Origin of the sequence: Pseudomonas sp., from assembly GCF_048269965.1 — a bacterium.
GTDB lineage: Bacteria > Pseudomonadota > Gammaproteobacteria > Pseudomonadales > Pseudomonadaceae > Aquipseudomonas.
This window is the reverse complement of record NZ_JBLWTV010000004.1, coordinates 106,010-127,893: the sequence shown is the minus strand read 5'-3', so window position 1 is coordinate 127,893 and position 21,884 is coordinate 106,010. Positions and strand designations below refer to the sequence as shown.

General features: G+C 65.5%; 22 protein-coding genes. 12 read left to right on the top strand and 10 right to left on the bottom strand.

Features of this window, described 5'->3' with window-relative positions; translation table 11 throughout:
• Together ACN0X6_RS06580 and ACN0X6_RS06575 are read left to right on the top strand one after the other, a co-directional pair.
• Positions 1–1,929 carry a DUF2207 domain-containing protein gene (locus ACN0X6_RS06580; RefSeq protein WP_417702826.1) on the top strand — a complete coding sequence of 643 codons (1,929 nt, stop codon included), beginning with the start codon at positions 1–3 and terminating at the stop codon, positions 1,927–1,929.
• Between the two features lie 118 nt (positions 1,930–2,047).
• Positions 2,048–3,961: a DUF2207 domain-containing protein gene (locus ACN0X6_RS06575; protein WP_417702825.1), complete on the top strand. Its 1,914-nt coding sequence runs from the start codon at positions 2,048–2,050 to the stop codon at positions 3,959–3,961.
• Positions 3,962–4,195: 234 nt separating this feature from the next.
• On the opposite strand, the gene folE2 is transcribed toward ACN0X6_RS06575, so the two are convergent.
• Positions 4,196–5,086, bottom strand: a complete 891-nt coding sequence (gene folE2, locus ACN0X6_RS06570) for a GTP cyclohydrolase FolE2 (protein ID WP_417702824.1) — start codon at positions 5,084–5,086, stop codon at positions 4,196–4,198.
• A 71-nt stretch (positions 5,087–5,157) separates the two neighbouring features.
• Here folE2 and dksA point away from each other — a divergent pair, with 71 nt between their 5' ends.
• Genes dksA through ACN0X6_RS06555 form a run of 3 tightly spaced genes read left to right on the top strand, consistent with a single transcriptional unit; the run spans position 5,158 to position 7,444 of the window.
• Positions 5,158–5,580 (top strand): RNA polymerase-binding protein DksA, encoded by a 423-nt coding sequence (gene dksA / locus ACN0X6_RS06565; protein ID WP_417702823.1) that lies wholly within the window; start codon positions 5,158–5,160, stop codon positions 5,578–5,580.
• Between the two features lie 14 nt (positions 5,581–5,594).
• Positions 5,595–6,800, top strand: coding sequence for a zinc metallochaperone GTPase ZigA (gene zigA, locus ACN0X6_RS06560; RefSeq protein ID WP_417702822.1), 1,206 nt, complete (start codon positions 5,595–5,597; stop codon positions 6,798–6,800).
• Entirely contained in the window at positions 6,800–7,444 is a 645-nt protein-coding gene (locus ACN0X6_RS06555; protein WP_417702821.1) for a DUF1826 domain-containing protein, read from the top strand. Before zigA ends, ACN0X6_RS06555 begins: the two co-directional genes overlap by 1 nt.
• A gap of 340 nt (positions 7,445–7,784) precedes the next feature.
• On the opposite strand, the gene ACN0X6_RS06550 is transcribed toward ACN0X6_RS06555, so the two are convergent.
• Positions 7,785–8,135, bottom strand: coding sequence for an NADH:ubiquinone oxidoreductase (locus ACN0X6_RS06550; RefSeq protein ID WP_417702820.1), 351 nt, complete (start codon positions 8,133–8,135; stop codon positions 7,785–7,787).
• A 95-nt stretch (positions 8,136–8,230) separates the two neighbouring features.
• Between ACN0X6_RS06550 and ACN0X6_RS06545 the strand changes: the two genes are divergently transcribed.
• Positions 8,231–9,208: a CobW family GTP-binding protein gene (locus ACN0X6_RS06545; RefSeq protein ID WP_417702819.1), complete on the top strand. Its 978-nt coding sequence runs from the start codon at positions 8,231–8,233 to the stop codon at positions 9,206–9,208.
• A 38-nt stretch (positions 9,209–9,246) separates the two neighbouring features.
• Positions 9,247–10,125: an alpha/beta fold hydrolase gene (locus tag ACN0X6_RS06540; protein ID WP_417702818.1), complete on the top strand. Its 879-nt coding sequence runs from the start codon at positions 9,247–9,249 to the stop codon at positions 10,123–10,125.
• Between the two features lie 34 nt (positions 10,126–10,159).
• On the opposite strand, the gene ACN0X6_RS06535 is transcribed toward ACN0X6_RS06540, so the two are convergent.
• Positions 10,160–10,552 (bottom strand): DUF3301 domain-containing protein, encoded by a 393-nt coding sequence (locus ACN0X6_RS06535; RefSeq protein WP_417702817.1) that lies wholly within the window; start codon positions 10,550–10,552, stop codon positions 10,160–10,162.
• 122 nt (positions 10,553–10,674) lie between these two features.
• Here ACN0X6_RS06535 and ACN0X6_RS06530 point away from each other — a divergent pair, with 122 nt between their 5' ends.
• Positions 10,675–11,208 (top strand): zf-TFIIB domain-containing protein, encoded by a 534-nt coding sequence (locus ACN0X6_RS06530; RefSeq protein ID WP_417702816.1) that lies wholly within the window; start codon positions 10,675–10,677, stop codon positions 11,206–11,208.
• A 16-nt stretch (positions 11,209–11,224) separates the two neighbouring features.
• Here ACN0X6_RS06530 and ACN0X6_RS06525 read toward each other — a convergent pair whose 3' ends face one another.
• Positions 11,225–11,716, bottom strand: coding sequence for an acyl-CoA thioesterase (locus tag ACN0X6_RS06525; RefSeq protein ID WP_417702815.1), 492 nt, complete (start codon positions 11,714–11,716; stop codon positions 11,225–11,227).
• A gap of 236 nt (positions 11,717–11,952) precedes the next feature.
• On the opposite strand from ACN0X6_RS06525, the gene ACN0X6_RS06520 reads away from it, so the two are divergent.
• Both ACN0X6_RS06520 and ACN0X6_RS06515 read left to right on the top strand, forming a co-directional pair.
• Entirely contained in the window at positions 11,953–12,678 is a 726-nt protein-coding gene (locus ACN0X6_RS06520) for a tetratricopeptide repeat protein (RefSeq protein WP_417702814.1), read from the top strand.
• On the top strand, positions 12,678–13,925 hold the full coding sequence (locus tag ACN0X6_RS06515; RefSeq protein WP_417702813.1) for a hypothetical protein: 1,248 nt from the start codon (positions 12,678–12,680) through the stop codon (positions 13,923–13,925). Before ACN0X6_RS06520 ends, ACN0X6_RS06515 begins: the two co-directional genes overlap by 1 nt.
• Positions 13,926–13,957: 32 nt before the next feature.
• Here ACN0X6_RS06515 and ACN0X6_RS06510 read toward each other — a convergent pair whose 3' ends face one another.
• Together ACN0X6_RS06510 and ACN0X6_RS06505 are read right to left on the bottom strand one after the other, a co-directional pair.
• Complete coding sequence (locus ACN0X6_RS06510) at positions 13,958–15,325, bottom strand: glutamine synthetase family protein (RefSeq protein ID WP_417702812.1); 1,368 nt, start codon at positions 15,323–15,325, stop codon at positions 13,958–13,960.
• 129 nt (positions 15,326–15,454) lie between these two features.
• On the bottom strand, positions 15,455–16,849 hold the full coding sequence (locus ACN0X6_RS06505; protein WP_417702811.1) for an aspartate aminotransferase family protein: 1,395 nt from the start codon (positions 16,847–16,849) through the stop codon (positions 15,455–15,457).
• A 247-nt stretch (positions 16,850–17,096) separates the two neighbouring features.
• On the opposite strand from ACN0X6_RS06505, the gene ACN0X6_RS06500 reads away from it, so the two are divergent.
• Positions 17,097–17,750, top strand: coding sequence for a GntR family transcriptional regulator (locus tag ACN0X6_RS06500; protein WP_417702810.1), 654 nt, complete (start codon positions 17,097–17,099; stop codon positions 17,748–17,750).
• A 152-nt stretch (positions 17,751–17,902) separates the two neighbouring features.
• Here the strand turns inward: ACN0X6_RS06500 and ACN0X6_RS06495 are convergent, their stop codons facing one another.
• Positions 17,903–18,310: an SMI1/KNR4 family protein gene (locus ACN0X6_RS06495; protein ID WP_017676192.1), complete on the bottom strand. Its 408-nt coding sequence runs from the start codon at positions 18,308–18,310 to the stop codon at positions 17,903–17,905.
• Positions 18,311–18,415: 105 nt separating this feature from the next.
• On the opposite strand from ACN0X6_RS06495, the gene ACN0X6_RS06490 reads away from it, so the two are divergent.
• The gene (locus ACN0X6_RS06490; protein WP_417702809.1) at positions 18,416–18,886 is read left to right on the top strand and encodes a GNAT family N-acetyltransferase; all 471 of its coding nucleotides are present in this window, start codon (positions 18,416–18,418) and stop codon (positions 18,884–18,886) included.
• A 101-nt stretch (positions 18,887–18,987) separates the two neighbouring features.
• Here the strand turns inward: ACN0X6_RS06490 and ACN0X6_RS06485 are convergent, their stop codons facing one another.
• From ACN0X6_RS06485 to ACN0X6_RS06475, 3 genes are all read right to left on the bottom strand, one after another.
• The gene (locus ACN0X6_RS06485) at positions 18,988–19,842 is read right to left on the bottom strand and encodes a Tim44 domain-containing protein (RefSeq protein ID WP_417702950.1); all 855 of its coding nucleotides are present in this window, start codon (positions 19,840–19,842) and stop codon (positions 18,988–18,990) included.
• Positions 19,843–19,997: 155 nt separating this feature from the next.
• A complete protein-coding gene (locus tag ACN0X6_RS06480; protein WP_417702808.1) occupies positions 19,998–20,579 on the bottom strand; it encodes a TetR/AcrR family transcriptional regulator in 582 nt (193 codons plus the stop codon).
• Between the two features lie 156 nt (positions 20,580–20,735).
• A complete protein-coding gene (locus ACN0X6_RS06475) occupies positions 20,736–21,818 on the bottom strand; it encodes a TRAP transporter substrate-binding protein (protein WP_417702807.1) in 1,083 nt (360 codons plus the stop codon).
• Positions 21,819–21,884 lie beyond the last annotated feature (66 nt).

Below are 21,884 nucleotides of genomic sequence, written 5' to 3'. Positions count from 1 at the left end.
ATGCACGGATGGCTGCGAGGGCTGTTGCTGTTGGTTGTCCTGCTGCCCGGCGTGACGCTGGCGCAGGAGATGATCGAGGATTTTGCCGTGAGCCTTAAGGTCGAGGCGGACGGCAACCTGCTGGTGACCGAATACATCACCGTGCATGCCGAAGGCCGGGACATTCGTCGTGGCATCTATCGCGATCTGCCGGTCAGCTATGCGTTGCCGATGGGGCTGGAGCAAAGCAGCCCGATCACCCTGCTGGGCGTGACCCGCGATGGCCGGCCCGAGTCGGTGCGCAGCGAGCGCAATGGCGCCTGGGTGCGCTTCTACCTGGGCTCGTCGAACATCCTGCTGGAGCCGGGGCGCTATCGCTACGAGCTGCGTTATCGGGTTGGCCGTGCCCTGTTGCATCACGCCGATACGGACGAGCTGTACTGGAACGTCACCGGCAACGGCTGGCTATTTCCCATCCGCCAGGCCACGGTGGAGGTGCGCCTGCCGGCGGGGGCGCGCATCGGCCAGTTGGCGGCTTATACCGGGGCTCAGGGCGATCAGGGTCAGGACTTCCGCATACTCGAACGGCGCGATGACTACCTGCGCCTGGCCACCACCGAGACGCTGCCGGCCTATCACGGCCTGACCGTGGCCGTGGACTGGCAGGCCGGACTGGTGCCACGGCCGGGCCTGCTGCAGAACGCCAGCCGCGCCGTGCTGGACAACCTGGGTGTTGGCATCGGCGGCGTGTCGCTGATCGGTCTGTTGCTGTTCTACCTGCGCGCCTGGAAGCGGGTCGGCCGCGATCCGCAGAAGGGCGTGATCATCCCGCTGTTCGAGGGGCCGCAGGGCATGAGTGCGGTGCAGGCGGGCTATCTCTGGCATCGCGGATTGCGCGGCGCTTTCGGTGAGGCGCGCGCCTTCAGCGTGTGGCTCACCGACATGGCCATCCGCAAGCACCTGCATATCGAGGACAAGCGGCACGGCGGTGGTTTCAGCCTGGCCCGCGACCAGGGCGCAGGCGGCGACATGAGCGAGCTGGATCGCGACCTGCGCAAGCGCCTGTTCCCGGCCAACAAGGCCGGCATCGCGCTGATCATCGGCACCCAGTACGAGCCACGCCTGGCGGATGCGGTAGCCGGGCTGGGCAGCCAGTTGGGCGAACAGGGCAAGGCCTGGTTCGCCAACAACCGCGGCATCTGGGCCTGGGGGTTGGTGTGGGCCGCATTGGCTTGCGCCGCCACCGTGCTCTTGAGTGGCCAGGGCGGAGATGAGTGGGGCACGGGGCTGGCCGGGCTGGTGTTCAGCCTGGGCTTTGGCGTGCCGGCACTGGTCGTGTTCAGCATGGCCCGCCACCAGCCCAGCTTCGGCAAGCAGATGGGGCTGTACCTGGTGGCACTGATGTTCGGCTGGCCGGTGCCGGTGGGGCTGATGATGATCGCCGCATCGGTGTCGCTACCGGCGCTGTTGCTGGTCGTCGTCCATGTCGTGTTGGTGCTGGTGTTCTATTACCTGTTGCCGGCGCCGACCCTGGAAGGGCGACGCCTGCTCGATGCGCTGGAAGGCTATCGCGATTACCTGCAACTGGCCGAGCGTGATGCCCTGGCCCTGGCGGGCGACGCCCCGGCGATGAGCATCGCGCTGTACGAGCGCCATCTGCCCTTCGCCATGGCCCTGGGCGTGGAAGACAAATGGAGCGCGCGCTTCAGCGAGGCCCTGGCCAGCGGCCTGATCGACCCGGCGCAGCGCGACTATCAACCGAGCTGGTACCACAGCCGCAGCAGCTACAGCTCGCCGCAAGCCCTGAGCGGCGCGCTGGCCGCCGGCCTCGCCAGCGCCACGGCCCTGGCGTCGTCGCCGCCGTCGAGCAGTTCTTCGGGCGGGGGCGGTTCGTCCGGTGGCGGCTCTTCGGGTGGAGGAGGTGGCGGCGGCGGTGGAGGGGGTTGGTAAAGGCGTCTGTGGCGGGGGCCGCTGATGTGCGGCGTTCGCTTTTTCTGCCGAGCTGACTGGGGTAGGGTGCCGCCTCGATTCGCCCAGGCAGGCGGTTGTGAGCGCCAAGGAGAGTGTGATGTCAGGAAGACTGCGAATTCTGCTGTTGCTGTGCTGTTTCTGCGCCTTCAGTGCACGGGCCGAAGAGGCCATCCAGAGCTATGACGTGCACCTGCAGGTCGAGCCCAGTGGCGAAGTGCGGGTGACCGAGCGCATCGCCGTGATTGCCGAAGGGCGACAGATATCTCGCGGCATCTATCGTGACATCCCTACAGGCTACAGCCTGGGCACTGGGCTGCTGCGCAGCACGCCATTGACGCTGCTCTCGGCCACGCGTGACGGTCAGCCGGAAACCGTCACGCAACAGGCGCAGGAGCACGGCGTTCGCCTGCGTCTGGGCCGTGCCGATGTCATGCTTCAGCCCGGCCCCTATGTCTACGAGCTGACCTACCGCATGGATGCGCAACTGCTGCATCACGCCCGCGTCGATGAGCTCTACTGGAACGTCACCGGCAATGACTGGCAGCTGCCGATTCGTCGGGCCAGCGTCGAGGTGTTGCTGCCGGAGGGCGCGCAGATCGAGGCTGCACATGGCTATACCGGCTACCAGGGTTCGCGTGAGGGCGCCTACGAGGTGATCGAGCAGCAGGGCAACCGTCTGCGCCTGGCGACCACGCGCGAGCTGGACGCGCGCGAAGGCTTTACCGTCGCCCTGGCCTGGCAGGCGGGGCTGGTCGCCCGTCCCGGCTGGTGGGACGAGTTGCTGATACTGCTGGCCGACAACCTGCGTCTTATCTTGCTGGTGCTCGCTTTCAGCGGGCTGTTGTTGTTCTACGCACGCCTCTGGTGGACAGACGGCCGGGGGCCGGCCAAGGGCCTGGTGATCCCCCTGTTCGAGCTGTCTCGGGGCGTCAGCCCCTTGATGGCCGGGTACGTGTGGCGCCGCGGCCTGGGCAATGACCGCAAGGGCGTGCGTGCGCTGAGCATCATGTTCACCGACTTGGCCATTCGAGGCTGGCTGAGCCTGCAGCGCAACGCCGACGGCCTGGTGCTGACGCGTGGTGAGGCGGACGGGGATGCCATACGCGAGGAAGAGCGGCGCATGCTCGATACCCTGATAGCACAGAAGAGTGGCTCGCTGACCCTGGGTGGCCGCTATGAACCGCGTCTGACGAAAGCCCTGGAGGTGCTGCTCAAGAGCTTCGAAGGGATCGAGCAGAACAACTTCAGTAACCATACCGGGTCCTGGTTGCTAGGTGCGTTCTTCGCCCTGATGACGGGGATCGCTCTGCTGGTGACGTCCACGGGCGACTCGGAGGCTGCGAACACCGCCGTTTGGGCGATGCTGCTGGGGGTACTGCTGGGGGCCGGGATGTTCTACTGCCTGACCCACGAGATGATCGGTTCGGCACTCTTGCTGATGCTGTTCGTCCTGATCAGCCTGGGTCTGGCCGCAGGCCTTGTGGGCGGCGCGGCGGTGCTGCAGTGTGTGGCACTGTTCGTCATCGTCGCCGTGGCACGCAAGCTCATGCGCTCGCCCTCCATCGCCGGACGGCGCCTGCTCGATGAGCTGGAGGGCTACCGTAATTACCTGAGCCTGGCCGAGAGGGACGTGCTGGACCAGGCAGGCCAGGCCCCCGTGATGAGCATTGCGTTGTACGAACGGCACCTGCCCTACGCCATGGCCCTGGGGGTCGAGCAGCAGTGGACCCGGCGGTTCACCGCCGAGCTGCGCAAGGGCACGCTGGCGCCAGTGGAGGTGGACTACCAGCCACAGGGTTTCACTCGGATGATGGCCTCGGGTGAGGCCATGACGCTTGCCTGGAGTCTCGACCGGATGCTGATGACGGCTTCCGTGCCGCCAGAGGCGCCGAGATCCGTCGACAGCTTTTCCGGTTCCAGCAGCAGTGGCAGCGGCTCCGGCTCGTCCGCCTCCCATGGTGGCGGCTCCTCCGGCGGAGGGGCTGGCGGCGGCGGAGGCGGCGGCTGGTAACTCAGACGCGTCGGTAGCGCAGCGGCCGCTCCAGGCAATCCTCCCGTACCTGGCCGGAGCAGGCCCAGCTCGCGCGTGTCGGTGATGTGCAGCTCGCCGCTGTCGTGGCGCAGGGCGATCACCGGATCAATCCGGCTTCATTGCAGGCGATGGCCCCAGGGCCTCGCTCAGCGCCACGGCGTGGCCGACCTCGGCGGATTCCAGCTGCAACCAGCAGGCGTCGGACGTCATGGCTCAGTTCCAGTTCCAGCAGCTGTGCGCCACCGCATCGTGGGCATGCAGGCTTTCTGCATGCACGACCTTGAGGCGGAACGCGCTGGCCTGCGGCAACTGGCGCAGGGCGCGGTGCAAACGGCGTGCGGCGTCTTCGCAGAACATCAGGTTCTGCCCGTTGGCCAGGGCGAAGGCCTGTTCGTCGGCGCGTTTCACCGCCGTCTGCACTGGTGTGCCGAGGGCCTGTTCGGCGCTGTCGATCAGCGTCAGCACGGGCAGGTCGACGCAGCCTGGCACCAGACGCAGTTGCAGGGTCGCCGTGCTGCGCTGGCTGTGCGGCGTGGCGACGATGCCCTGGGTCGAGCCGAGCCAGTCGAGCACGCTGGCGTAATCCACCTGCTGATCGGGAAAGTCCCAGGCGAAGCGCTGCTGGATCAGCTGCCGCGCCAGCGCTGCCGAACAGGGGCAGGTGGACGAGTAACCGACCTCGACCTGCAGTTCGATGTTCACGCCACGGCCGTCCTGCCGGGCGCGCAACTCGAAGGGATAGGTCTTCCAGCCGTGCAGCGGGCTGACCAGCGCCGGCCGTTTGAGCGGCACCTCGCCGCGCAGGGTCAGGGTGGCGCTGTCGGACAGCGCCTGGTGGCTGCCCAGGCAGTCGTCCAGCACCTGCAGCACTGCCGGCACGTTCAATGGCTGATGCACCAGGCGCTGCGCCGCCAGGTACAGGCGCGACATGTGGATGCCGCGCGCGCCGGCATCATCGAGGCTGACGCCGATATCGACATTGGCGGTCACGGCGGCGTCCGCCAGGCGAATGGGCAGGGCGATACCGGCCATGCCGACCCAGTCCAGCGGCAGGTCGTGATGGGTGGCTTGGGCGGCAATATCCGGCAGGGGTTGTTCGTTCATCGCAAATCCGTGGGTAGCGGTTGGAAATTAATGTTATGTTATAACAATTAAAACAAGCCAGCCGATTTGCCATGCCCCTGACCGCGACTACCGAAGCCGAGCTGCTGGCCCAGCCAGCCGATGACTACATGAATGACGCCCAGCAGTTGTTCTTCCGCGAACTGCTGCTGACGCAGCGTGCCGAGTTGCAGGCGCGCATCGATGAGGAAATCACCGAGTTGCGCCAACCCGACACCAGCAGTGACGTCGCCGACATCGGCGCCGCCGAGGAGCAGCGCCAGTGGCAGCTGCGCCTGCTGGAGCGGGAGAAGAAGCTGCTGGACAAGATCGACCAGGCGCTCGAACGCCTGGCGCGTGGCGAATACGGCTGGTGCTCGGAGACCGGTGAGCCCATTGGCCTCAAGCGCCTTTTGCTGCGCCCCACCGCAACCTTGTGCATCGAAGCCAAGGAGCGTCAGGAGCAGCGCGAAAAACATCAGCGTGACCGTGACTGAACGAGGAACACCCCATGCATCAGCGTCTACCCGTTACCGTGCTGTCCGGCTTTCTTGGCGCCGGCAAGAGCACCCTGCTCAACCATGTGCTGAAGAACCGCGAGGGCCGCAAGGTCGCGGTGATCGTCAACGACATGAGCGAAATCAACATCGACGGCGCCACCGTCCAGCAGGACGTCAGTCTCAACCGCGCCGAAGAGAAGCTGGTGGAGATGAGCAACGGCTGCATCTGCTGCACCCTGCGCGAAGACCTGCTCGAGGAAGTCGCCCGATTGGCCAGTGACGGTCGCTTCGATTACCTGCTGATCGAGTCCACTGGCATCAGCGAGCCGCTGCCGGTGGCCGAAACCTTCACCTTCCGCGACGAGCAGGGACGCAGCCTGTCCGACCTGGCGCGGCTGGATACCATGGTCACGGTGGTCGACGGGGTGAACTTCCTGCGCGACTTCCATGAGGCCGACAGCCTCGCCAGCCGTGGCGAAACCCTGGGCGAGGAGGACGAACGCTCGATCGCCGACCTGCTGATCGAGCAGGTGGAGTTCGCCGACGTCATCCTCATCAGCAAGATCGACCTGATCAGCCAGGCCGAGCGCGAAGAACTGATGGCCATCCTCCGTGGCCTCAACACCCACGCCGATATCCAGGCCATGAGCATGGGCCAGATCGCCCTGGACAAGATCCTCGACACCGGCCGCTTCGACTTCGACCGCGCCTCGCAGGCGCCGGGCTGGCTCAAGGAACTGCGCGGCGAGCACGTGCCGGAAACCGAGGAGTACGGCATCGCCTCCAGCGCTTACCGTGCGCGCCGGCCGTTCCATCCGCAGCGCTTCTTCGATTTCCTCTCGCAGGAATGGCGCAATGGCAGGCTGCTGCGTTCCAAGGGGTTCTTCTGGCTGGCCAGCAAGTATCAGGAAGCCGGTAGCTGGTCGCAGGCCGGCGGGCTGATGCGCCATGGCCTGGCCGGGCGCTGGTGGCGCTTCGTGGCCAAGCAGCATTGGCCGCAGGACGAGGAAGGCCTGCAGGCGATCATGAAGCACTGGAGCGCCGAGGTTGGCGACTGCCGCCAGGAGCTGGTGTTCATCGGCCAGAATATCGACTTCCCGCGACTGGTGCGTGAGCTGGACGACTGTCTGCTCACCGACGCGGAAATGGCCGGCGGCCCGGATGCCTGGCGCCTGCTCGCCGATCCGTTCGGTGCCTGGCAGCAGGAGGCCGCCTGATGTTCGCCCTGCAGTTGCCGAAAGTGTCCCGGCAGGTGCTGGGCGAGGATATCCAGGTGCTCGGTGAAGTGCTGCACGATGGCGTCAATCTCGCCGTCTGGCAGCGTCGCCTGCCGGCGCAGATCATCGACTTCGCCGAGACGCTGCTGGCGCAAGGCGAACCGCTGGCGCAGTCCATGACCCTGGAGCTGGCGCGTGCGGACAGCGAGCCGAACCTCGACGGCCTGGTGGCGCAGTACGCCGATCTGCCGGGCCAGGCGGCCTTTCTCGCCGACGTGGCCTGGCTGGTGCGCGCCTATGCCTGCCTGCTCGACGCCGAGCGCATCGGCCTGCGCCTGCGCGCGCTGGACAAGGCCATGTGCCCGCGTTTTCACGTCGACCACGTGCCGGTGCGGCTGATCACCAGCTATGCCGGTGTCGGCAGCGATTGGCTGGAAGAGGGCGCCATGCCGCGCAGCAAACTCGGTCAGCCGGGGGCAGAGCCGCAGGACGAGGCGTTGATCCGGCGCCTCGACAGCGGCCATGTGGCGCTGGCCAAGGGCGAGAAATGGCACGGCAACGAAGGGCGTGGATTGATCCATCGCTCGCCGCAGCCGCCTGCCGGGCAGCGGCGCTTGCTGCTGACCCTGGATTGGCTGGCCTGAGCGAAATCCTTGGTTGGCTGCCCTCCGTAGGGTGCGCTGCGCGCACCGCGAATACTTCGGTGTTTGCTCGGTGCGCACGGCGCACCCTACTGGTGGCGAGCCATGAAAAAATAGGCCGGAGCAACTGCCCCGGCCTTAAGCACCAAGAGATCATGTCGACGCGTGACTCGACATGAGGGTCATGTGAGGTACCCGTAGTCATTAGGCGCTCGTTTGGTGACATTTTGATGTCAGGGTCGTTGCATTTCCTCGCAGGGCGGGTGCAACCCGCCACTCGCAGCCTGGCGGGTTGCACCCGCCCTACGCTATTCAGACCCGCGCCGCTTGGCGTTGTGGAGGTTCAGGGCTTGATCCACGTGCCTTGATACTGGCTGGTGCAGGCCGGCTCCAGGTACAGCGCGTCGCTGGCCACGCCGTAGTAGTGGATATCCTGCAGGTACAGGCCGCTACCGGCGCGCGCGTTCTGACAGACGCCGTGGGCGCCCTTGGGGCACTGCTCGACGAACTCCACCTCGACTGTCTGGCCTTGCAACTGCGGCTGGCAGAAGCCTTCGCGAAACAGGGTGTCGGGGATGTTGCGATTCTCCTGGCAGATCTGCACGCTCAGGCGCTCGGCCTGGCTATGCACCACGCAGGCTTCGGCCAGGGCCAGGCCCGGCAGCAGGCAAAACAGCAACAGCCATGCACGCATCGTTTCGACTCCCGAAAAACTGCCGGCGAATCTAACATGCTGCTTCTTTGCAGTCTGTGCTGGCACTTGCCTGGCGAACCACCGAACATAGATTCATGCTCAGTCAAATCCCCACCCACCTCATCGCTGGCCCGCTCGGCGCCGGCAAGACCACGCTGATCCGTCACCTGCTGGCGCAGAAGCCGGCGGGCGAGCGCTGGGCGGTGCTGATCAACGAATTCGGCCAGATCGGCCTGGACGCCGCCCTGCTGGAACGAGGCGACGACGGCATCGCCATGGCCGAAGTGGCCGGTGGCTGCCTGTGCTGCGTCAACGGCGCACCGTTTCAGGTCGGCCTCGGGCGCCTGCTGCGCAAAGCGAAGCCCGATCGCCTGCTGATCGAGCCGTCCGGCCTGGGGCATCCGGCGCAGTTGCTGGCGCAATTGCGTCAGCCGCCGTGGCTCGGTGTGCTGGCCGTGCAACCGGCGCTGGTGGTGCTGGATGCTGCTGCGTTGGCGACAGGTCAACCGCTGCCCGACGTGCAGCACCAGGCGCTGGATGCTGCCGGTTTGCTGCTGCTGAACAAGAGTGAGTGTCTCGACGAGGCCACGCGAACGCGGATCGCTGCCGAGTTGCCGACGGTGCCGTTGCACTGGACCGAGCAGGGTCAGCTTGACCTGGCCCTGCTGCCGGGCCTGGCCGTCCAGGCCGCGCCCATCGAGGTGAGCGCCGAGCTCCCCGCAGGCCTGATGGGCATGGCGCAGATCTGGCGCAACGCCGCCGAGCCGATCTGCCTGGTGCAGGATCAGGCCGAGGGCTGGAGCATCGGCTGGCGCTGGCACCCGAGCGAGCGTTTCGATCTCGCGCGGGTCAGCCAATGGCTGCAGAGCCTGAGTTGGCGCAGGGCCAAGGCCGTGCTGCACGGCGCCGAGGGTTGGCGCTCGTTGAATGCCCTGCAGGGGCAAGCGCTGCAGGCCTGGCCTGCGAGTGAATGGCGCAAGGACTCGCGACTGGAGCTGATCTTCGAGCAGGCGCAGAGCGCCGACGCGCTGACGGCCTCGTTCGCCGCCTGCCGAATCACGGCGACAGGCTGATAAACTCGCCGCGCTTTCGTCGCTGTGGATAACCCTGAATGCAACTGCTGCCCTGGTCTCATGACACCTCTGCCGGTTTCACCCTGCGTGGCTGGCATACGCCGCCGTCGGGTAAGCCGCTCCTGCATTTCCTGCACGGCAATGGCTATTGCGGGCGCGTCTACACACCGATGCTGGCGCTGCTGGCCGAGGACTTCGACCTCTGGCTGTGCGATGTACAGGGCCATGGCGACAGCGATCATGGTGGCCGCTTCCATGGTTGGAACCGCAGCGCCGAGCTGGCGGTAGAGGCTTTCGACACCTTGCGTGGGCCGTTTGGCGAAGTGCCGCGTTTCGCCCTTGGTCACAGCTTCGGTGGCGTGCTCACCAGCCTGATCCTGGCGCGCCATCCCGAGTTGTTCCGGCGCGCGGTGTTGCTCGATCCGGTGCTGTTCAGCCCGGCGATGATCGGCGTGATGGCGCTGTCCGATGTGGTTGGCCTGGCGCAGCGCACCGGTATGGCGAAGAAGGCGCAGAAACGTCGCCGGCAATGGCCGGATCGCGCCAGCGCGCACGCTGCGCTGCATGGCCGTGGGATGTTCCGTGGCTGGGACGAGGCGGCGTTCGACGCCTATATCGAGCATGCACTGAAGGACGTCGAGGGTGGCGTCGAACTCAAGTGCCGGCCAAGCCGCGAGGCCGATATCTTCGGCTCCTTCCCACGGCGCCTGTGGCCGTCGCTGGCCAAGGTGACGACCCCGACCGAGGTGATTCAGGGCGTGCACACCTATCCCTTCGTCGCCAAATCGGTGGCGCGCTGGTGCGCGAGCAACGCCCATGTGCGCAGTCAGGTGGTGCCGGGCGGGCACTGCTTCATGCAGGAGCAGCCAGCGGATAGCGCCGAGCGCGTGGCCGATTTCCTGCTACAACGCGGGTAGGGCAGGTGCAACCCGCCAGCACGGAGGCGACGGCTCAGGCCTTGCGCCGCCAGTCTTCCAGGCGGATGACGTTGCCTGGCTGCTGCACCGCAACCGGTTCGGGCTGTGATTCAAGCACCGGGTGAGGCTCCAGCTCGATGCGGCCCAGGTGCGGGCCGAACATGCTGATATGTCCGCGCAGGCGCTGTTCGCCGGTGACGGTGAATTCGAAGTCATAGAGTCGCGCCAGGCGGCGGTGGCCTTTGGCATCCCGCTGGATGGCCAGGCGGCGCAGCGCCACGGCGCCGTCGAGCAGTTCGACATCGAGCTTGGCGCAGTGCTGCTTGGCGAAGCTCAACGCACGCTCGCGAATGCCGTGGCCGCGCCATAGCCAGGCGCAGGCAGTGGCGAACAGCATCAGCAGGAAGACATCGAACAGATTGATCATGGCGCCTCCAGATCGGGGACACAGAGCTTAGCTTATCTGCTACCTGTTTCTCAGCATCGTGGCTTGCCCATGTGTCGGCTGTGCATTAGCGTTCGCTCTCTTCAGATGAAAAGGACGTCACCATGCATTGCCCCGCCTGCCGTACCAGCCGCCTGCAACCGGCAAAACTCGAAGATGGCCTGCTTGGCCATGGCTGCGCACAGTGCCAAGGCACGCTGGTCAGCCTGTTGCACTACCGCGACTGGGCCGAGCGCCAGCCAGCACAAGAGACGTCAACCGAGCTGGCTGCCGAGGCCGAAGTGGGCGAAACCAGCCATGCCCTGAGTTGCCCCAAGTGCGCCAAGCTGATGAGCAAGTTTCAGATCAGCGGCACCCGCGCCAATCGCCTGGATCTCTGCGGCACCTGCGACGAAGCCTGGCTGGACAGCGGCGAATGGCAGCTGCTCAAGGCGCTGGAGTTGAGTCAGCGCATGCCGGCGATCTTTACCGAGGCCTGGCAGCGCCAGGTGCGCCAGCAGGCCAGCGAGCAGGCCCGACGCGAGCGCTTCAGCCGCATTGCCGACGAAGAAGCCATCGTCCGCGCCGACGAGATTCGTGCCTGGCTCAAGGATCATCCGCAGCGCCGCGAGCTGCTGTTCTATATCGGTCACGATTGACGGAGCGATCAAGCCCCTAGGCCTGATTCTTTTCGTCGCTCAACGCCTGGTAGCGCTGCTGCAACTCGTCGCGAATCTGCCGGCGCTGCTTGGCCTGGCGCTGACGACGCAGGCCGTCGGCGCTGTCCGGTTGCAGTGCCGGGATCGGCGCCGGGCGGCCATGAGCATCGACCGCGACCATGGTGAAGAAGCAGCTGTTGGTGTGGCGCACCGAGCGTTCGCGAATGTTCTCGGTGATCACCTTGATGCCGATCTCCATCGACGTGCGGCCGGTGTGGTTGACCGAGGCGAGGAAGGTGACCAGCTCACCGACATGCACCGGTTCGCGGAACATCACCTGGTCCACCGACAGGGTCACCACGTAGCAGCCGGCATAGCGGCTGGCGCAGGCGTAGGCGACCTCGTCGAGGTACTTGAGCAGGGTGCCACCGTGGACATTTCCGGAGAAATTGGCCATATCCGGGGTCATCAGTACGGTCATCGTCAGTTGCGCGGTTCCGGCTTCCATCGTTGCTCCGAGTACGTGTGGGGCTTATGAGAGTACCAGGCCGTTGAAAAACGTAGACGAGGCAGCCAGTGCAAGGCAAAAACAGGCGAAAAAGCGCAGTTTACGCATTGTAAATGAGCATTTTGAGCCTGTTTTTAACGCAGCAATGGCAACGTAGGTAGTTTTTCAACAGCCTGGTAAGGCCTGCTGGCTTTGGGGATGCAAGATACACACTCACTACTGCAAGGATGTCATCCATGCCGATCCGCTCGAAATTTCTGCTCCTGCTCCTGCTCCTGCTCCTGCCGCTGCTGGGGCTGGCCGCTGCCGTGCAGGCGACCGAGGAGTGCGCCACGGTGGTGCAGTGCAACCAGGTCGGCAGCGCCGCCTACAAGGACGGTCGCCATGAGCAGGCCATCGAAGCGTTCGAGCGTCAGTTACGACGTGTCGAGCAAGGCGACACGGCACAGTTGGAGCTGGCGCTGAACAACCTCATCCTGGCCAGCCTGCGCGCAGGTCAGGCGGGCATGGCGCGCGCCTGGCTGGGCGTGGCACTGGACAACAACCTCAGCGGCTCCTCGACCCGTCTGCACCTGCGCAAGGTGGCCGAGGCACTGGATTATCTGGCGCTGAGCGCCAGCCCCGTTGGCCGCTACCTGCGCTACGGCGGCCAGGCGGTGTGGAGCGAGCTGCAGATCAGCGAGGACGGCAGTGGCGGTTATCACGCCAGTTTCTCGCCCGTGCGCGCTGGTGCCCGGGTCGAGGAATACGGCCCGGCCGCCATCGGCGAGCTGGATGGCAAGCTGGTCGGCGACGGCGTGCAGATGCGCCTGGAGGATGCCGGGCTGGGCAGCGATTGCGCGGTGCAGCTGTTGCGCGAAGGCATCGAGTTGCGCGTGCAGGAGGTGTTCGCCGATCGCTGCCAGGACTACGGCGGCATGGGTATCAGTGTGGCGGGCGAGTACATCAAGGTGAGCCGATGATGCGCACAGGGATCGTTGCGCTGCTCCTGGGCCTGCCCGTGCTGCTGGTCGCTGGCGGCTATGCCTGGATGCGGGATGAAGCGCTGAGTGCCGACGCGCAAACCTGGCTGGAACAGGCTCAGGTCGATGAAGGGCAGAGTCGGGCCTATGTGTTTCTCAATGGTCTGGATGCTGGCCCTGGGCAGTCGCCAGAGGCACTGGGTGCCGAGCGGCTGCAGGCCTATCGCGCCTGGCGCAGCAGCCACGGCCCGATGGATGAGGGCTTTGCAGAGCCAGTGGTGGCCACGTTGGCTTTACCGCAGGGACCTTTGTTCTGTGCGGTAGAAAAAGAGGGCTGTCTGACCACGCTGCTGAGTGGGGTGTCTGGCTGGGTCGAGACGGATGAGCAGCGTCTTCTGCGCGAGCGCTACTGGCAGTTTCTCCAGCTCGATGACTACCGCAATCTTCTGGAGGCCAGCCTCATTGCCCCGTTGCCGCCGCACCGTTACCTCGTGAGTGGCCAGCAGCTGCTGACTCTGCAACTGCTCAAGGCGGCTCAGGTGGGGGAGGGGGAGCAGGTTCGGGCGCGTCTCGATGAGGAGCTGCACCTGCTGCGAGGGCAGCTGCGCCGCGCTGATACGCTGATCGCGAAGATGATTCTGGCGCGTATGGTCGAGCGCAACCTGTTCTGGCAGGCCGTGCTCCATCGTAAGGGGTCGATGCCGGCGCCGAGCAGTGTGCCTGCCTTCGATGAAGCTGAACGCAGCCTGCTGATGCCGCTGCAGCATGAGTTTCAGGGGATGGCGTTACTTTTCGAGGCGCTGCCCAAGGCGCAGAGCAGCCTGGGAGAGCGGCTGATGCTGCGGTGGGGCCTGCGCCCCCAAATGAGCACCAATGCCAGCTTGACGTTCTACCAGCCGATTGCCGAGCTCTCGCGGCGCCCGCCTGAAGTGTTTGTCGGGGAGCTGCAGCAGTTGCCCGCTGCCCAGTGGCAACGCAGCTGGCGCAACCCGATGGGTAACGTGCTGCTTGACATTGGGGCGCCTGACTATCGCCGCTATGCGGTACGACTACAGGACCTCGAAGCCTATCGTCGCCTGCTGCAGGGGCTGTCCCAACTGCCTCAGGGTACGCCAAGCGCCGAGCAACTGCGCGCCTTCGACAACCCCTACTATCCGGGGCAGCCAGCACAGCTCGATGAGCAGGGTCGGCTGTGTTTTGCCGGTCCCATGCTGGAGGATGACGGCGCGCGCTGCCTGCCGCTGTGAGCAGGGGCGGGTTTTTCATCCACCTGCCCGACTCAGGCGTGACTCAGGTACCAGCGCCAGTCCTGCTCGCCGACTTCGCCCATGAACTGGCGGAACTCCGCCCACTTGATCGCCAGGAACACCTTGAGGAACTCCTCGCCCAGCGCCTCGTGCGCCCAGCTCGACCCTTCCAGGTTGCGCAGCGCGGTGAGCCAGTCGGTGGGCAGGGTTTCGCGGGCCTGTTCGTAGCCGTTACCGACGATGGCCGCGCCCGGGTCGATCTGCTCACGGATACCCTTGTTGATACCGGCAAGGATCGCCGCCGCCGCCAGATAGGGATTGGCGTCGGCACCGCAGATGCGGTGCTCGACATGACGGCTGTTGGCCGGCCCGCCCGGCACGCGGAAGGACACGGTGCGGTTGTTCACCCCCCAGCTCTTGGCCAGCGGCGCGTAGCTGTTGGCCTGGAAGCGGCGGAAGGAGTTGGCGTTGGGGCAGAAGATCGCCAGGGCGTCGTCGAGCGTGGCCATCATGCCGCCGATGGCGTGCTTGAGCAGCGGCGTGCCCTGTGGGTCTTCCGAGGCCATCAGGTTGTTGCCCTGTTCATCCGCCAGGCTGACGTGCATGTGCATGCCGTTGCCGGCCAGATCGCCGAACGGCTTGGCCATGAAGCAGGCCTGCAGCCCGTGCTTGTTCGCCACGCCCTTGACCAGGCGCTTGTAGCGCACGCCCTCGTCCACCGCCTGCAGGGCGTCGAAGCGGTGTTCCAGGGTCAGCTCCAGCTGGCCCGGGGCGTATTCGGAGATCGCCGTGCGCACCGGCAGGCCCTGCATTTCACAGGCGGCGTAGAGATCGTCGAGGAACGGCTGCATCTGCTCCAGCTCGTACACGCCGTAAACCTGCGGCGCCTGCGGGCGCACGCCGTTCATCTGCACGGCCGGTTGTGGGCGACCGTTGGCGTCGCGCTGCTTGTCCAGCAGGTAGAACTCCAGCTCCACCGCCATCACCGGGTGATAGCCGTCGGCCTTGAGCGCGTCGATGGCACGGATCAGCACATGGCGCGGATCGCCCGGCGTGGCCGGCATGCCTTGAGTCGGATGCATGCTCACCTGCAGTTGGCCGGTGGGCACCGCGCGCCAGGGTTGCAGGGTCAGGCTGCCGGGCAGCGGGTAGGTCCAGCAGTCGGCGTCGGCCACTTCCCAGACCAGGCCGCTTGCCTCGACGTCCTCGCCCTGGATGGTCAGCGAGAGGATCGAGCTGGGCAGTGGCCGGCCGTTCTCGTAGATGGCCAGCAGTTCGTCGCGGTGCAGCAGCTTGCCGCGCGGGATGCCGTTGGCGTCGATCAGCATCAGCTCGATGCTGCGTACCTCGGGGTGGCGTTCGAGGAAATCGCGGGCTTCCTGGGGATGGGCGAATTGCATGGTGGTTCTCGCGTAGGGTGTCTGATGGTGCCCACGCTCTGCGTGGGCACCACTCCGGGGACGCTCTGCGTCCCTTGCGACGCAGAGCGTCGCTGCCTGCGCTCCCACGCTGGAGCGTGGGAGCAATCTTCAGAGCCTGGCGCCGGGGATGGCCAGCAGCTCGCTGAGGGCCGCATCGAGCATGGTGATCAACTTGTCCACATCGGCCTCGGTGGTGCTCGGGCAGCACAGGGTCATGTTGTGGAACGGCGTGATCAGGATGCCGCGATTGATCAGGTACAGGTGCAGGGCCATCTGCAGCTCGTCATGAAAAGCCGCTTCGGCCTCGGCGCCAGTGCGCGGCGGCGTGGCGCAGAACTGGAATTCGCAGCGTGCGCCCAGCTCGGTCACCGACCACTTCAGGTCGTGCTTGTCGATCAACTGACGGAAGCCTTCGGCCAGGCGAGCCGCCAGCGGCAGCATGTGGTCGTAGGCCGCCTGGGTCATCACCTGATCCAGGTTGGCGCGCATGCAGTGCATGGCCAGGGCATTGGCCGACAGGGTGGTGCCCATGCCGCTGTGGCCGTGACCCTGGCTTTCTGCGCTGGCGCGCTGACGGGCCTGGGTCATGGCTTCGGCCATCGCCGCGCTGCAGCCGAAGATGCCGCACGGCACGCCACCAGCGATAGGCTTGCCGACCACGAAGAAGTCCGGGTCGAGGCCCCACAGGCGCGTGCAGCCGCCGATGTCGGTGGAGATGGTGTGGGTTTCGTCGATGATCAGCAGGCTGCCGTACTTTCGTGTGAGTTCGCGGCATTTCTGCATGAAGCCCGGATCGGGCAGGACCATGCCGATGTTGGTCATTGCCGGCTCGCAGAGCAGGGCGCAGACGTCGCCCTGAGCCAGCGCCGCTTCCAGGGCTTCGACATCGTTGAAGGGAATGGCGCGGCTGTGCTCGGTCAGGTCATAAGCCTGGCCGACCAGGCCGGAGCGGTGCACGGTCTGGCCATCGCGATGGCGCACCATCACGTCGTCGACGGTGCCGTGGTAGCAGCCGTCGAACACCAGCAGGGTCTTGCGCTGAGTGATGGCGCGCGCCCAGCGCAGCACGTAGCGGTTGGAATCGGTGGCGGTGGCGGTCACCTGCCAGTACGGCAGGCCGAAGCGCTGGGCCAGCAGCTCGCCGCAGACCACGGCGTCTTCGCCGGGCAGCATGGTGGTCAGGCCCTTGTTCGCCTGCTCGGCGAGGGCGCGGGCCACCGGGTCGGGGGAGTGGCCGAACATGGTGCCGGTGTCGCCCAGGCAGAAGTCGATGTACTCGTGACCGTCCACGTCGAAGAAGCGCGCACCCTTGGCGCGCTCGACGAACAGCGGTACCGGCGTTGACCAGTCGGCCATCCAGTGCATCGGCACGCCGCCATACAGCGAGTGGCGGGCGCGTTCGGCCAGAGCCACGGACTTGGGATTGCGCGACAGAAACAGCGCACGCTCGGCCGCGACGAAGCGATCAACGGCGATTGGGCTGATACCACTGGCGGTGGTCATGGGGCATACCTCGATTGAATGCTGCTCGCATGATATTTTGTGATCACAAAATAGTAAATGGCCTGATGAAAGTCAGATATTTCATCTGTAAACCCGTATTTGTGATCACTAAATATTTAATGTCCGGGCATTTTTCGCACAAAATCAGTCCCTGACGTAGACTCGCCACATTTTCCACTGGAGCCTTTCATGCGTGACTGTAGCCTGACCCTTGCTCAATTGCCGGCGCCACCGAGGGAGGTGGTGCATGGCTGACAACCTGCAGGAACAGCTGTACCAGAACATCCGCTCGGGCCTGTTGGCCGGGCGCTTCCAGCCTGGAGAGCGGTTGAAGATCCGCGACTTGGCGGGCGAGTGGGGCACCAGCCCGATGCCGGTGCGCGCTGCCCTGCAGCGACTGGTGGCCGAGGGCGCGCTGGAGGGCGAGCCGCAGCGCTCGGTGCGAGTCCCGTCGATGACCCGCGAGCGCTACGAGAACATCTTTCAGGTGCGCCTGGCGCTGGAAGGCCTGGCGGTGGAGTTGGCCACGCCACGCCTGAGCCGCGACGATCTGGCCCAGCTGCGTGACTGCGTGCAACGCATGGATGTGGCCATCGAGACCCGCCAGGTGCAGGACTACCTCATTGCCAACAGCCAGTTTCACCTGCACCTGTACGGCGCCTGTGGCAACCCGGTGCTGATGCGTTCGATCGAGTCGCTATGGCTGCAGATCGGGCCATTCTTCAACCGGTTGTTCACTGGCGCCGATCTGTCGCTACGGCTCAACGACTTTCATGAAGATGCCTTTGTGGCCATCGAGGCCGGCGACGCCAAGGGCGCGCGCCAGGCCATGGAGCAGGATCTGCTGTACTTCGCGCGGTTCCTGCTCAACCTGCTGGCGTTGGAGCAGGGCGAGGTGTGAGGCGGTGCTCGCGCAACTCGCTTTATGGGTTTCGCGGCTGAAGCCCCTCCCACGGGCTCCAGCCCAGGCGTATGACTTTTGTGGGAGGCGCTTCAGCGGCGACGGAGTTCGCGAAGCTGGTGCGCATGGCGCACCCTACGGCGAAGGCGCTCTCAGCTTTCCAGCCAGACGTCGCGGCACCAGTGCCAGACCGAGTCCCAGCTTTCGTCGGTCAGTTCGCCTTCGTCGCCGTCCCACAGCCAGACCTGGCCTTCCACGTCCACGGCGTAATAATCGCGGCCGTCCTGGCACAGCGGCACCAGATCGCGCGGCAGCCCCAGGCTCCAGGCTTCGGCGGCGACTTCCGGCAGGTAGGTGTGCGATTGCGGATCGCTGGCGGTCACCGGCTCCAGGCGGCCGTAGACCACATCACTGACCTTGAGCAGGTATTCGCGCAGCTCGAAGGGCAAGTGAATGAGGATCTGCTCCTGAATTTCCACCAGGGTCTCTTCTTCCGGCAGCTCCAGCGGTACCGGTACCGGCTCGTTGAGTTCGCGCAGCTGTTCGATGACTTCTTCCACGGCGTCGGCTCCTCATCAGGGGGGATCGGCTTTATACAGTAGCTGGCCGGCAGAATGAAAACATGTCGTCATCACTGCATACTGGCGCTTTTGCGGAGCCCTTCGATGTCATCTCTTGCCTGGCACTGCCTGCACCACAGCGAACTCGATACCGCGACCCTCTATGCACTGCTGGCGCTGCGCACCCAGGTGTTCGTGGTCGAGCAGAACTGTCCCTATCTGGAAACCGATGGCCAGGACCTGGTCGGCGATACCTGTCACCTGCTGGCACGCGACGAGTCGGGGTTGCTGGGTTATCTGCGCCTGCTCGATCCGCAGCGTATGGAGGGCGAGGTGGTGATCGGTCGGGTGGTGATCGCCGAGCGGGCGCGTGGCACCGGGCTGGGTCACCGGCTCATGGAGCAGGCGCTGCTCGAGTGTCACCAGCGTTGGCCGGGCGTGCCGGTCTATCTGTCGGCGCAGGCGCATCTGCAGGGCTACTACGGGCGTTATGGTTTCGTGGCGGTGACCGAGGTCTATCTGGAGGACGACATCCCGCATATCGGCATGCGCCGGGCTGCTGCGGAGCTGCCGTGACGAGCAGGTAATCAGGCTGTAGGAGCGGCTTCAGCCGCGATAACCGGCGAATGCTGAAATGAAAAACCCGGGCAAGCCCGGGTTTTTGTGCGTCGTAGCGATCAGTTCTGGCGAATGCCAGCGACCAGCCAGGGCTGGTTGTCGCCCTGAGCACGCTCCAGGCGCCAGCTTTCGCTGAATGGCTCGCCCTGGTCGAAGCGCGAGGTCTTCGACAGACCGCTGAAAGTCAGGGTGGCGATGGTCTTCTCGGCATTGTCGTCGACGCCGTCGAGCTGCACGTTGAGGTCGTCGATGTAGGTGGACTGGAAGCCGTCACCCAGCTCGGCGCGCTCGCGCTTGAGGAACTCCAGCAGTTGCGGGGTAACGAACTCGGCGATCTTGTCCATCTCGTCGGCGTCCCAGTGCTGCTGCAGGTTCATGAAGTGCTCACGGCCGGCGGCGATGAAGCTCTGCTCGTTGAACCAGGCCGGGGCGTTGATCACCGGAGCGGCCGTAGCCAGGCGACCACCGAAGATATTGCTGCCAGCGGCCGGCGCGTTGTCGGCGTTCGGCATTTCACGCTGGTAGGGCGCACCGGCAGCTGCCATTTGTGGCTGCTGGCGCGCACGACGGGCGGCGAGGAAACGGAACAGCAGGAAGGCGATCAGGCCGAAGATCAGCATGTCCATGATCTGCAGGCCTTCGAAACCATCACCCATGAACATCGAGGCCAGCAGACCACCGGCGGCCAGACCGGCCAGCGGGCCGAGCCAGCGCGAAGCACCGCTGGCGGCAGCGGCGGGTTGTTGACGGCCGGGCGCCTGCGCAGCCGACTGCGCCGGCGGTGTGGCCTGACGGGTTTGGTGGCTGGGTGCGGAGCCGAAGGATTTGCCACCGCCAAAGCGCTTGGCGTGGGCTTCGAAGCTGAAGGTCAGTGCCAGGCACAGCACCATGGCAATACTGAGGAAACGCTGCATCACGGTTTTCTCTCTTGTGGAAAAGCTTGGACGGCATCTTGCCCGCCATGGGGGCGCATGACCAGTGACAGAATGTTTCCGGCTTTTGCCTGCGTTAGGCGGCGCCATGCGCGCCCGGTCCAGTATGGAAGCGACCCTGGTGCGCATGGCGCACCCTACGGGCGTTGCAGCAGCAGGGGCAGTGGGCCGCAGCGCAGTTGGCCACGGAGAAAGGCGCGGAAGGTTGCTGCATCTTCTTCGGGATGGCGCAGCCAGTGTATGAAGCTGCGCAGGTAGGCGCCGGTGAGCAGGGTTTCTTCGGCGATGCGGCGCAGGTGCAGGCTTTGCCGGCCAGCGGCTTCGCGCCACCACTGCACGGTACGGCTGATGCGCATCAGGCCGAGCACCTGCAAATGGATATGCCCGGGTTCGAGCTTGTACAGCAGCATCTGCCCGGTCACCGCGCGATGTGCTGCCAGGCTGTCGAGCCAGGCCAGCAGGCAACTTTCCAGGCGCTGTTCGGCGTTCAGGCCCTGCAGATCAGGATTTCTCGCATGGCCGAGCATGGCCTGGTCGGCGCGGTCGAACCAGGCCTCTACCAGATCGTCCTTGTCGCGATAGTGACGGGCGATATCGTCCAGACCAATGTCGAGTGTGGCGGCGATGTCGAACAGGTGCAGGCGCTCCCAGCCACAGACATCGGCCAGTTGCAGGGCGCTATCGAGGATCAGGGCGGGCTCGGTCGGTCTTTTTTTCATCCGAGAAGTATGGCCGCCAGGGCATGAGGCGCAGCCTGGAACGACAAACGGAGCCACTGAACGCTGGTGCGCGCGGCGCACCCTGCGTCGCGTCTGCGTTGAATAGCGGCTACGGGCAGGGTGCGCCACGCGCCCCGCCTGCGCCGCATTGCCAGTTCAGCGCCAGTCGTACAGCTCCTTTTCCGATAGCGCCTGCATCGAGGTGGCCAGCGCCTGGAACGCCTGCATCGAGGCCCAGATTCGGCCATTGAGTTCGCTCTGTGCGGCCAGCTCGCCGAGCACCTGTTCGCTCTCGTTTTGCATGGCCTGCAGCACCTCGTCGGGGAAGCGCTTGAGCAGCGTACCGCTCTTCTTCAGTTCGTCCAGCGCCAGGGCGTTGTGGTAGACGTAGTCGTCCATCATGTCCTGGGTCGCCGCGCGCGCAGCCTCGCTGACGATGGCCTGCAGGTCGGCCGGCAGCGCGTCGAAGGCCTTCTGGTTGATCAGCAGTTCGAGCACCGACTGCGGCTCCTGCCAGCCGGGGTAGTAATAGTACCTGGCGGCTTTTTGCAGGCCGAAGGCCAGGTCGTTGTAGGGGCTGACCCAGTCGGTGGCGTCGATGGCGCCGGTCTGCAGGGCGGTGAAGATTTCGCCGCCCGGCATCACCACGGTGGTCGCACCCAGGCGGCTCCAGACTTCGCCGCCGAGGCCCGGCATGCGGATCTTCAGGCCCTTGATGTCGGCCAGGCTGTTGATTTCCTTGTTGAACCAGCCGCCCATCTGCATGGTGCTGTTGCCCGCGGTCAGTGGCTTGAGGCCGAACGGCGCATAGGCTTCGTCCCACAGGGCCTGGCCCCCGCCCTTGTTCAGCCAGGCGTTCATTTCCAGGGTGGACAGGCCGAACGGCACCGCGCCGAAGAACTGCGCGGCCGGCACCTTGCCCTTCCAGTAATAGGGTGTGCCGTGGCCGAGTTCGGCAGTGCCGCGTGACACGGCGTCGAACACTTCCAGCGCCGGCACCAGCTCGCCAGCCGCGTAGACCTTGATGCTCAGGCGTCCGGCGCTCATGGCGTTGATGCGCTCGGCCAGGCGTTCGGCAGCGGTGCCGGTGCCGGGGGCGTTCTTCGGCCAGGTGGTGACCATTTTCCAGTGGAAGGTCTGAGCAGGCGCGGCGGCCTGGTCGGCCGGTGCGGAATCGTCCTTGCAGCCGATCAGGCCGAAGGCGAGCAGGGGCAGGAGGAGCAGAGAGCGAAGACGCATGGGCATAATCCCTAAGAAAAACGGGGCCAGAACCCAATGCTATTCGGTGCAGTGTCGTCTGGCCGC

Bases quoted from the DNA above. Each gene is read 5' to 3' on its own strand.
- ACN0X6_RS06580 (WP_417702826.1), top strand. From the start codon at position 1: ATGCACGGATGGCTGCGAGGGCTGTTGCTGTTGGTTGTCCTGCTGCCC.
- ACN0X6_RS06575 (WP_417702825.1), top strand. From the start codon at position 2,048: ATGTCAGGAAGACTGCGAATTCTGCTGTTGCTGTGCTGTTTCTGCGCC.
- folE2 (WP_417702824.1), bottom strand. From the start codon at position 5,086: ATGAACGAACAACCCCTGCCGGATATTGCCGCCCAAGCCACCCATCAC.
- dksA (WP_417702823.1), top strand. From the start codon at position 5,158: ATGCCCCTGACCGCGACTACCGAAGCCGAGCTGCTGGCCCAGCCAGCC.
- zigA (WP_417702822.1), top strand. From the start codon at position 5,595: ATGCATCAGCGTCTACCCGTTACCGTGCTGTCCGGCTTTCTTGGCGCC.
- ACN0X6_RS06555 (WP_417702821.1), top strand. From the start codon at position 6,800: ATGTTCGCCCTGCAGTTGCCGAAAGTGTCCCGGCAGGTGCTGGGCGAG.
- ACN0X6_RS06550 (WP_417702820.1), bottom strand. From the start codon at position 8,135: ATGCGTGCATGGCTGTTGCTGTTTTGCCTGCTGCCGGGCCTGGCCCTG.
- ACN0X6_RS06545 (WP_417702819.1), top strand. From the start codon at position 8,231: ATGCTCAGTCAAATCCCCACCCACCTCATCGCTGGCCCGCTCGGCGCC.
- ACN0X6_RS06540 (WP_417702818.1), top strand. From the start codon at position 9,247: ATGCAACTGCTGCCCTGGTCTCATGACACCTCTGCCGGTTTCACCCTG.
- ACN0X6_RS06535 (WP_417702817.1), bottom strand. From the start codon at position 10,552: ATGATCAATCTGTTCGATGTCTTCCTGCTGATGCTGTTCGCCACTGCC.
- ACN0X6_RS06530 (WP_417702816.1), top strand. From the start codon at position 10,675: ATGCATTGCCCCGCCTGCCGTACCAGCCGCCTGCAACCGGCAAAACTC.
- ACN0X6_RS06525 (WP_417702815.1), bottom strand. From the start codon at position 11,716: ATGGAAGCCGGAACCGCGCAACTGACGATGACCGTACTGATGACCCCG.
- ACN0X6_RS06520 (WP_417702814.1), top strand. From the start codon at position 11,953: ATGCCGATCCGCTCGAAATTTCTGCTCCTGCTCCTGCTCCTGCTCCTG.
- ACN0X6_RS06515 (WP_417702813.1), top strand. From the start codon at position 12,678: ATGCGCACAGGGATCGTTGCGCTGCTCCTGGGCCTGCCCGTGCTGCTG.
- ACN0X6_RS06510 (WP_417702812.1), bottom strand. From the start codon at position 15,325: ATGCAATTCGCCCATCCCCAGGAAGCCCGCGATTTCCTCGAACGCCAC.
- ACN0X6_RS06505 (WP_417702811.1), bottom strand. From the start codon at position 16,849: ATGACCACCGCCAGTGGTATCAGCCCAATCGCCGTTGATCGCTTCGTC.
- ACN0X6_RS06500 (WP_417702810.1), top strand. From the start codon at position 17,097: ATGGCTGACAACCTGCAGGAACAGCTGTACCAGAACATCCGCTCGGGC.
- ACN0X6_RS06490 (WP_417702809.1), top strand. From the start codon at position 18,416: ATGTCATCTCTTGCCTGGCACTGCCTGCACCACAGCGAACTCGATACC.
- ACN0X6_RS06485 (WP_417702950.1), bottom strand. From the start codon at position 19,842: ATGCAGCGTTTCCTCAGTATTGCCATGGTGCTGTGCCTGGCACTGACC.
- ACN0X6_RS06480 (WP_417702808.1), bottom strand. From the start codon at position 20,579: ATGAAAAAAAGACCGACCGAGCCCGCCCTGATCCTCGATAGCGCCCTG.
- ACN0X6_RS06475 (WP_417702807.1), bottom strand. From the start codon at position 21,818: ATGCGTCTTCGCTCTCTGCTCCTCCTGCCCCTGCTCGCCTTCGGCCTG.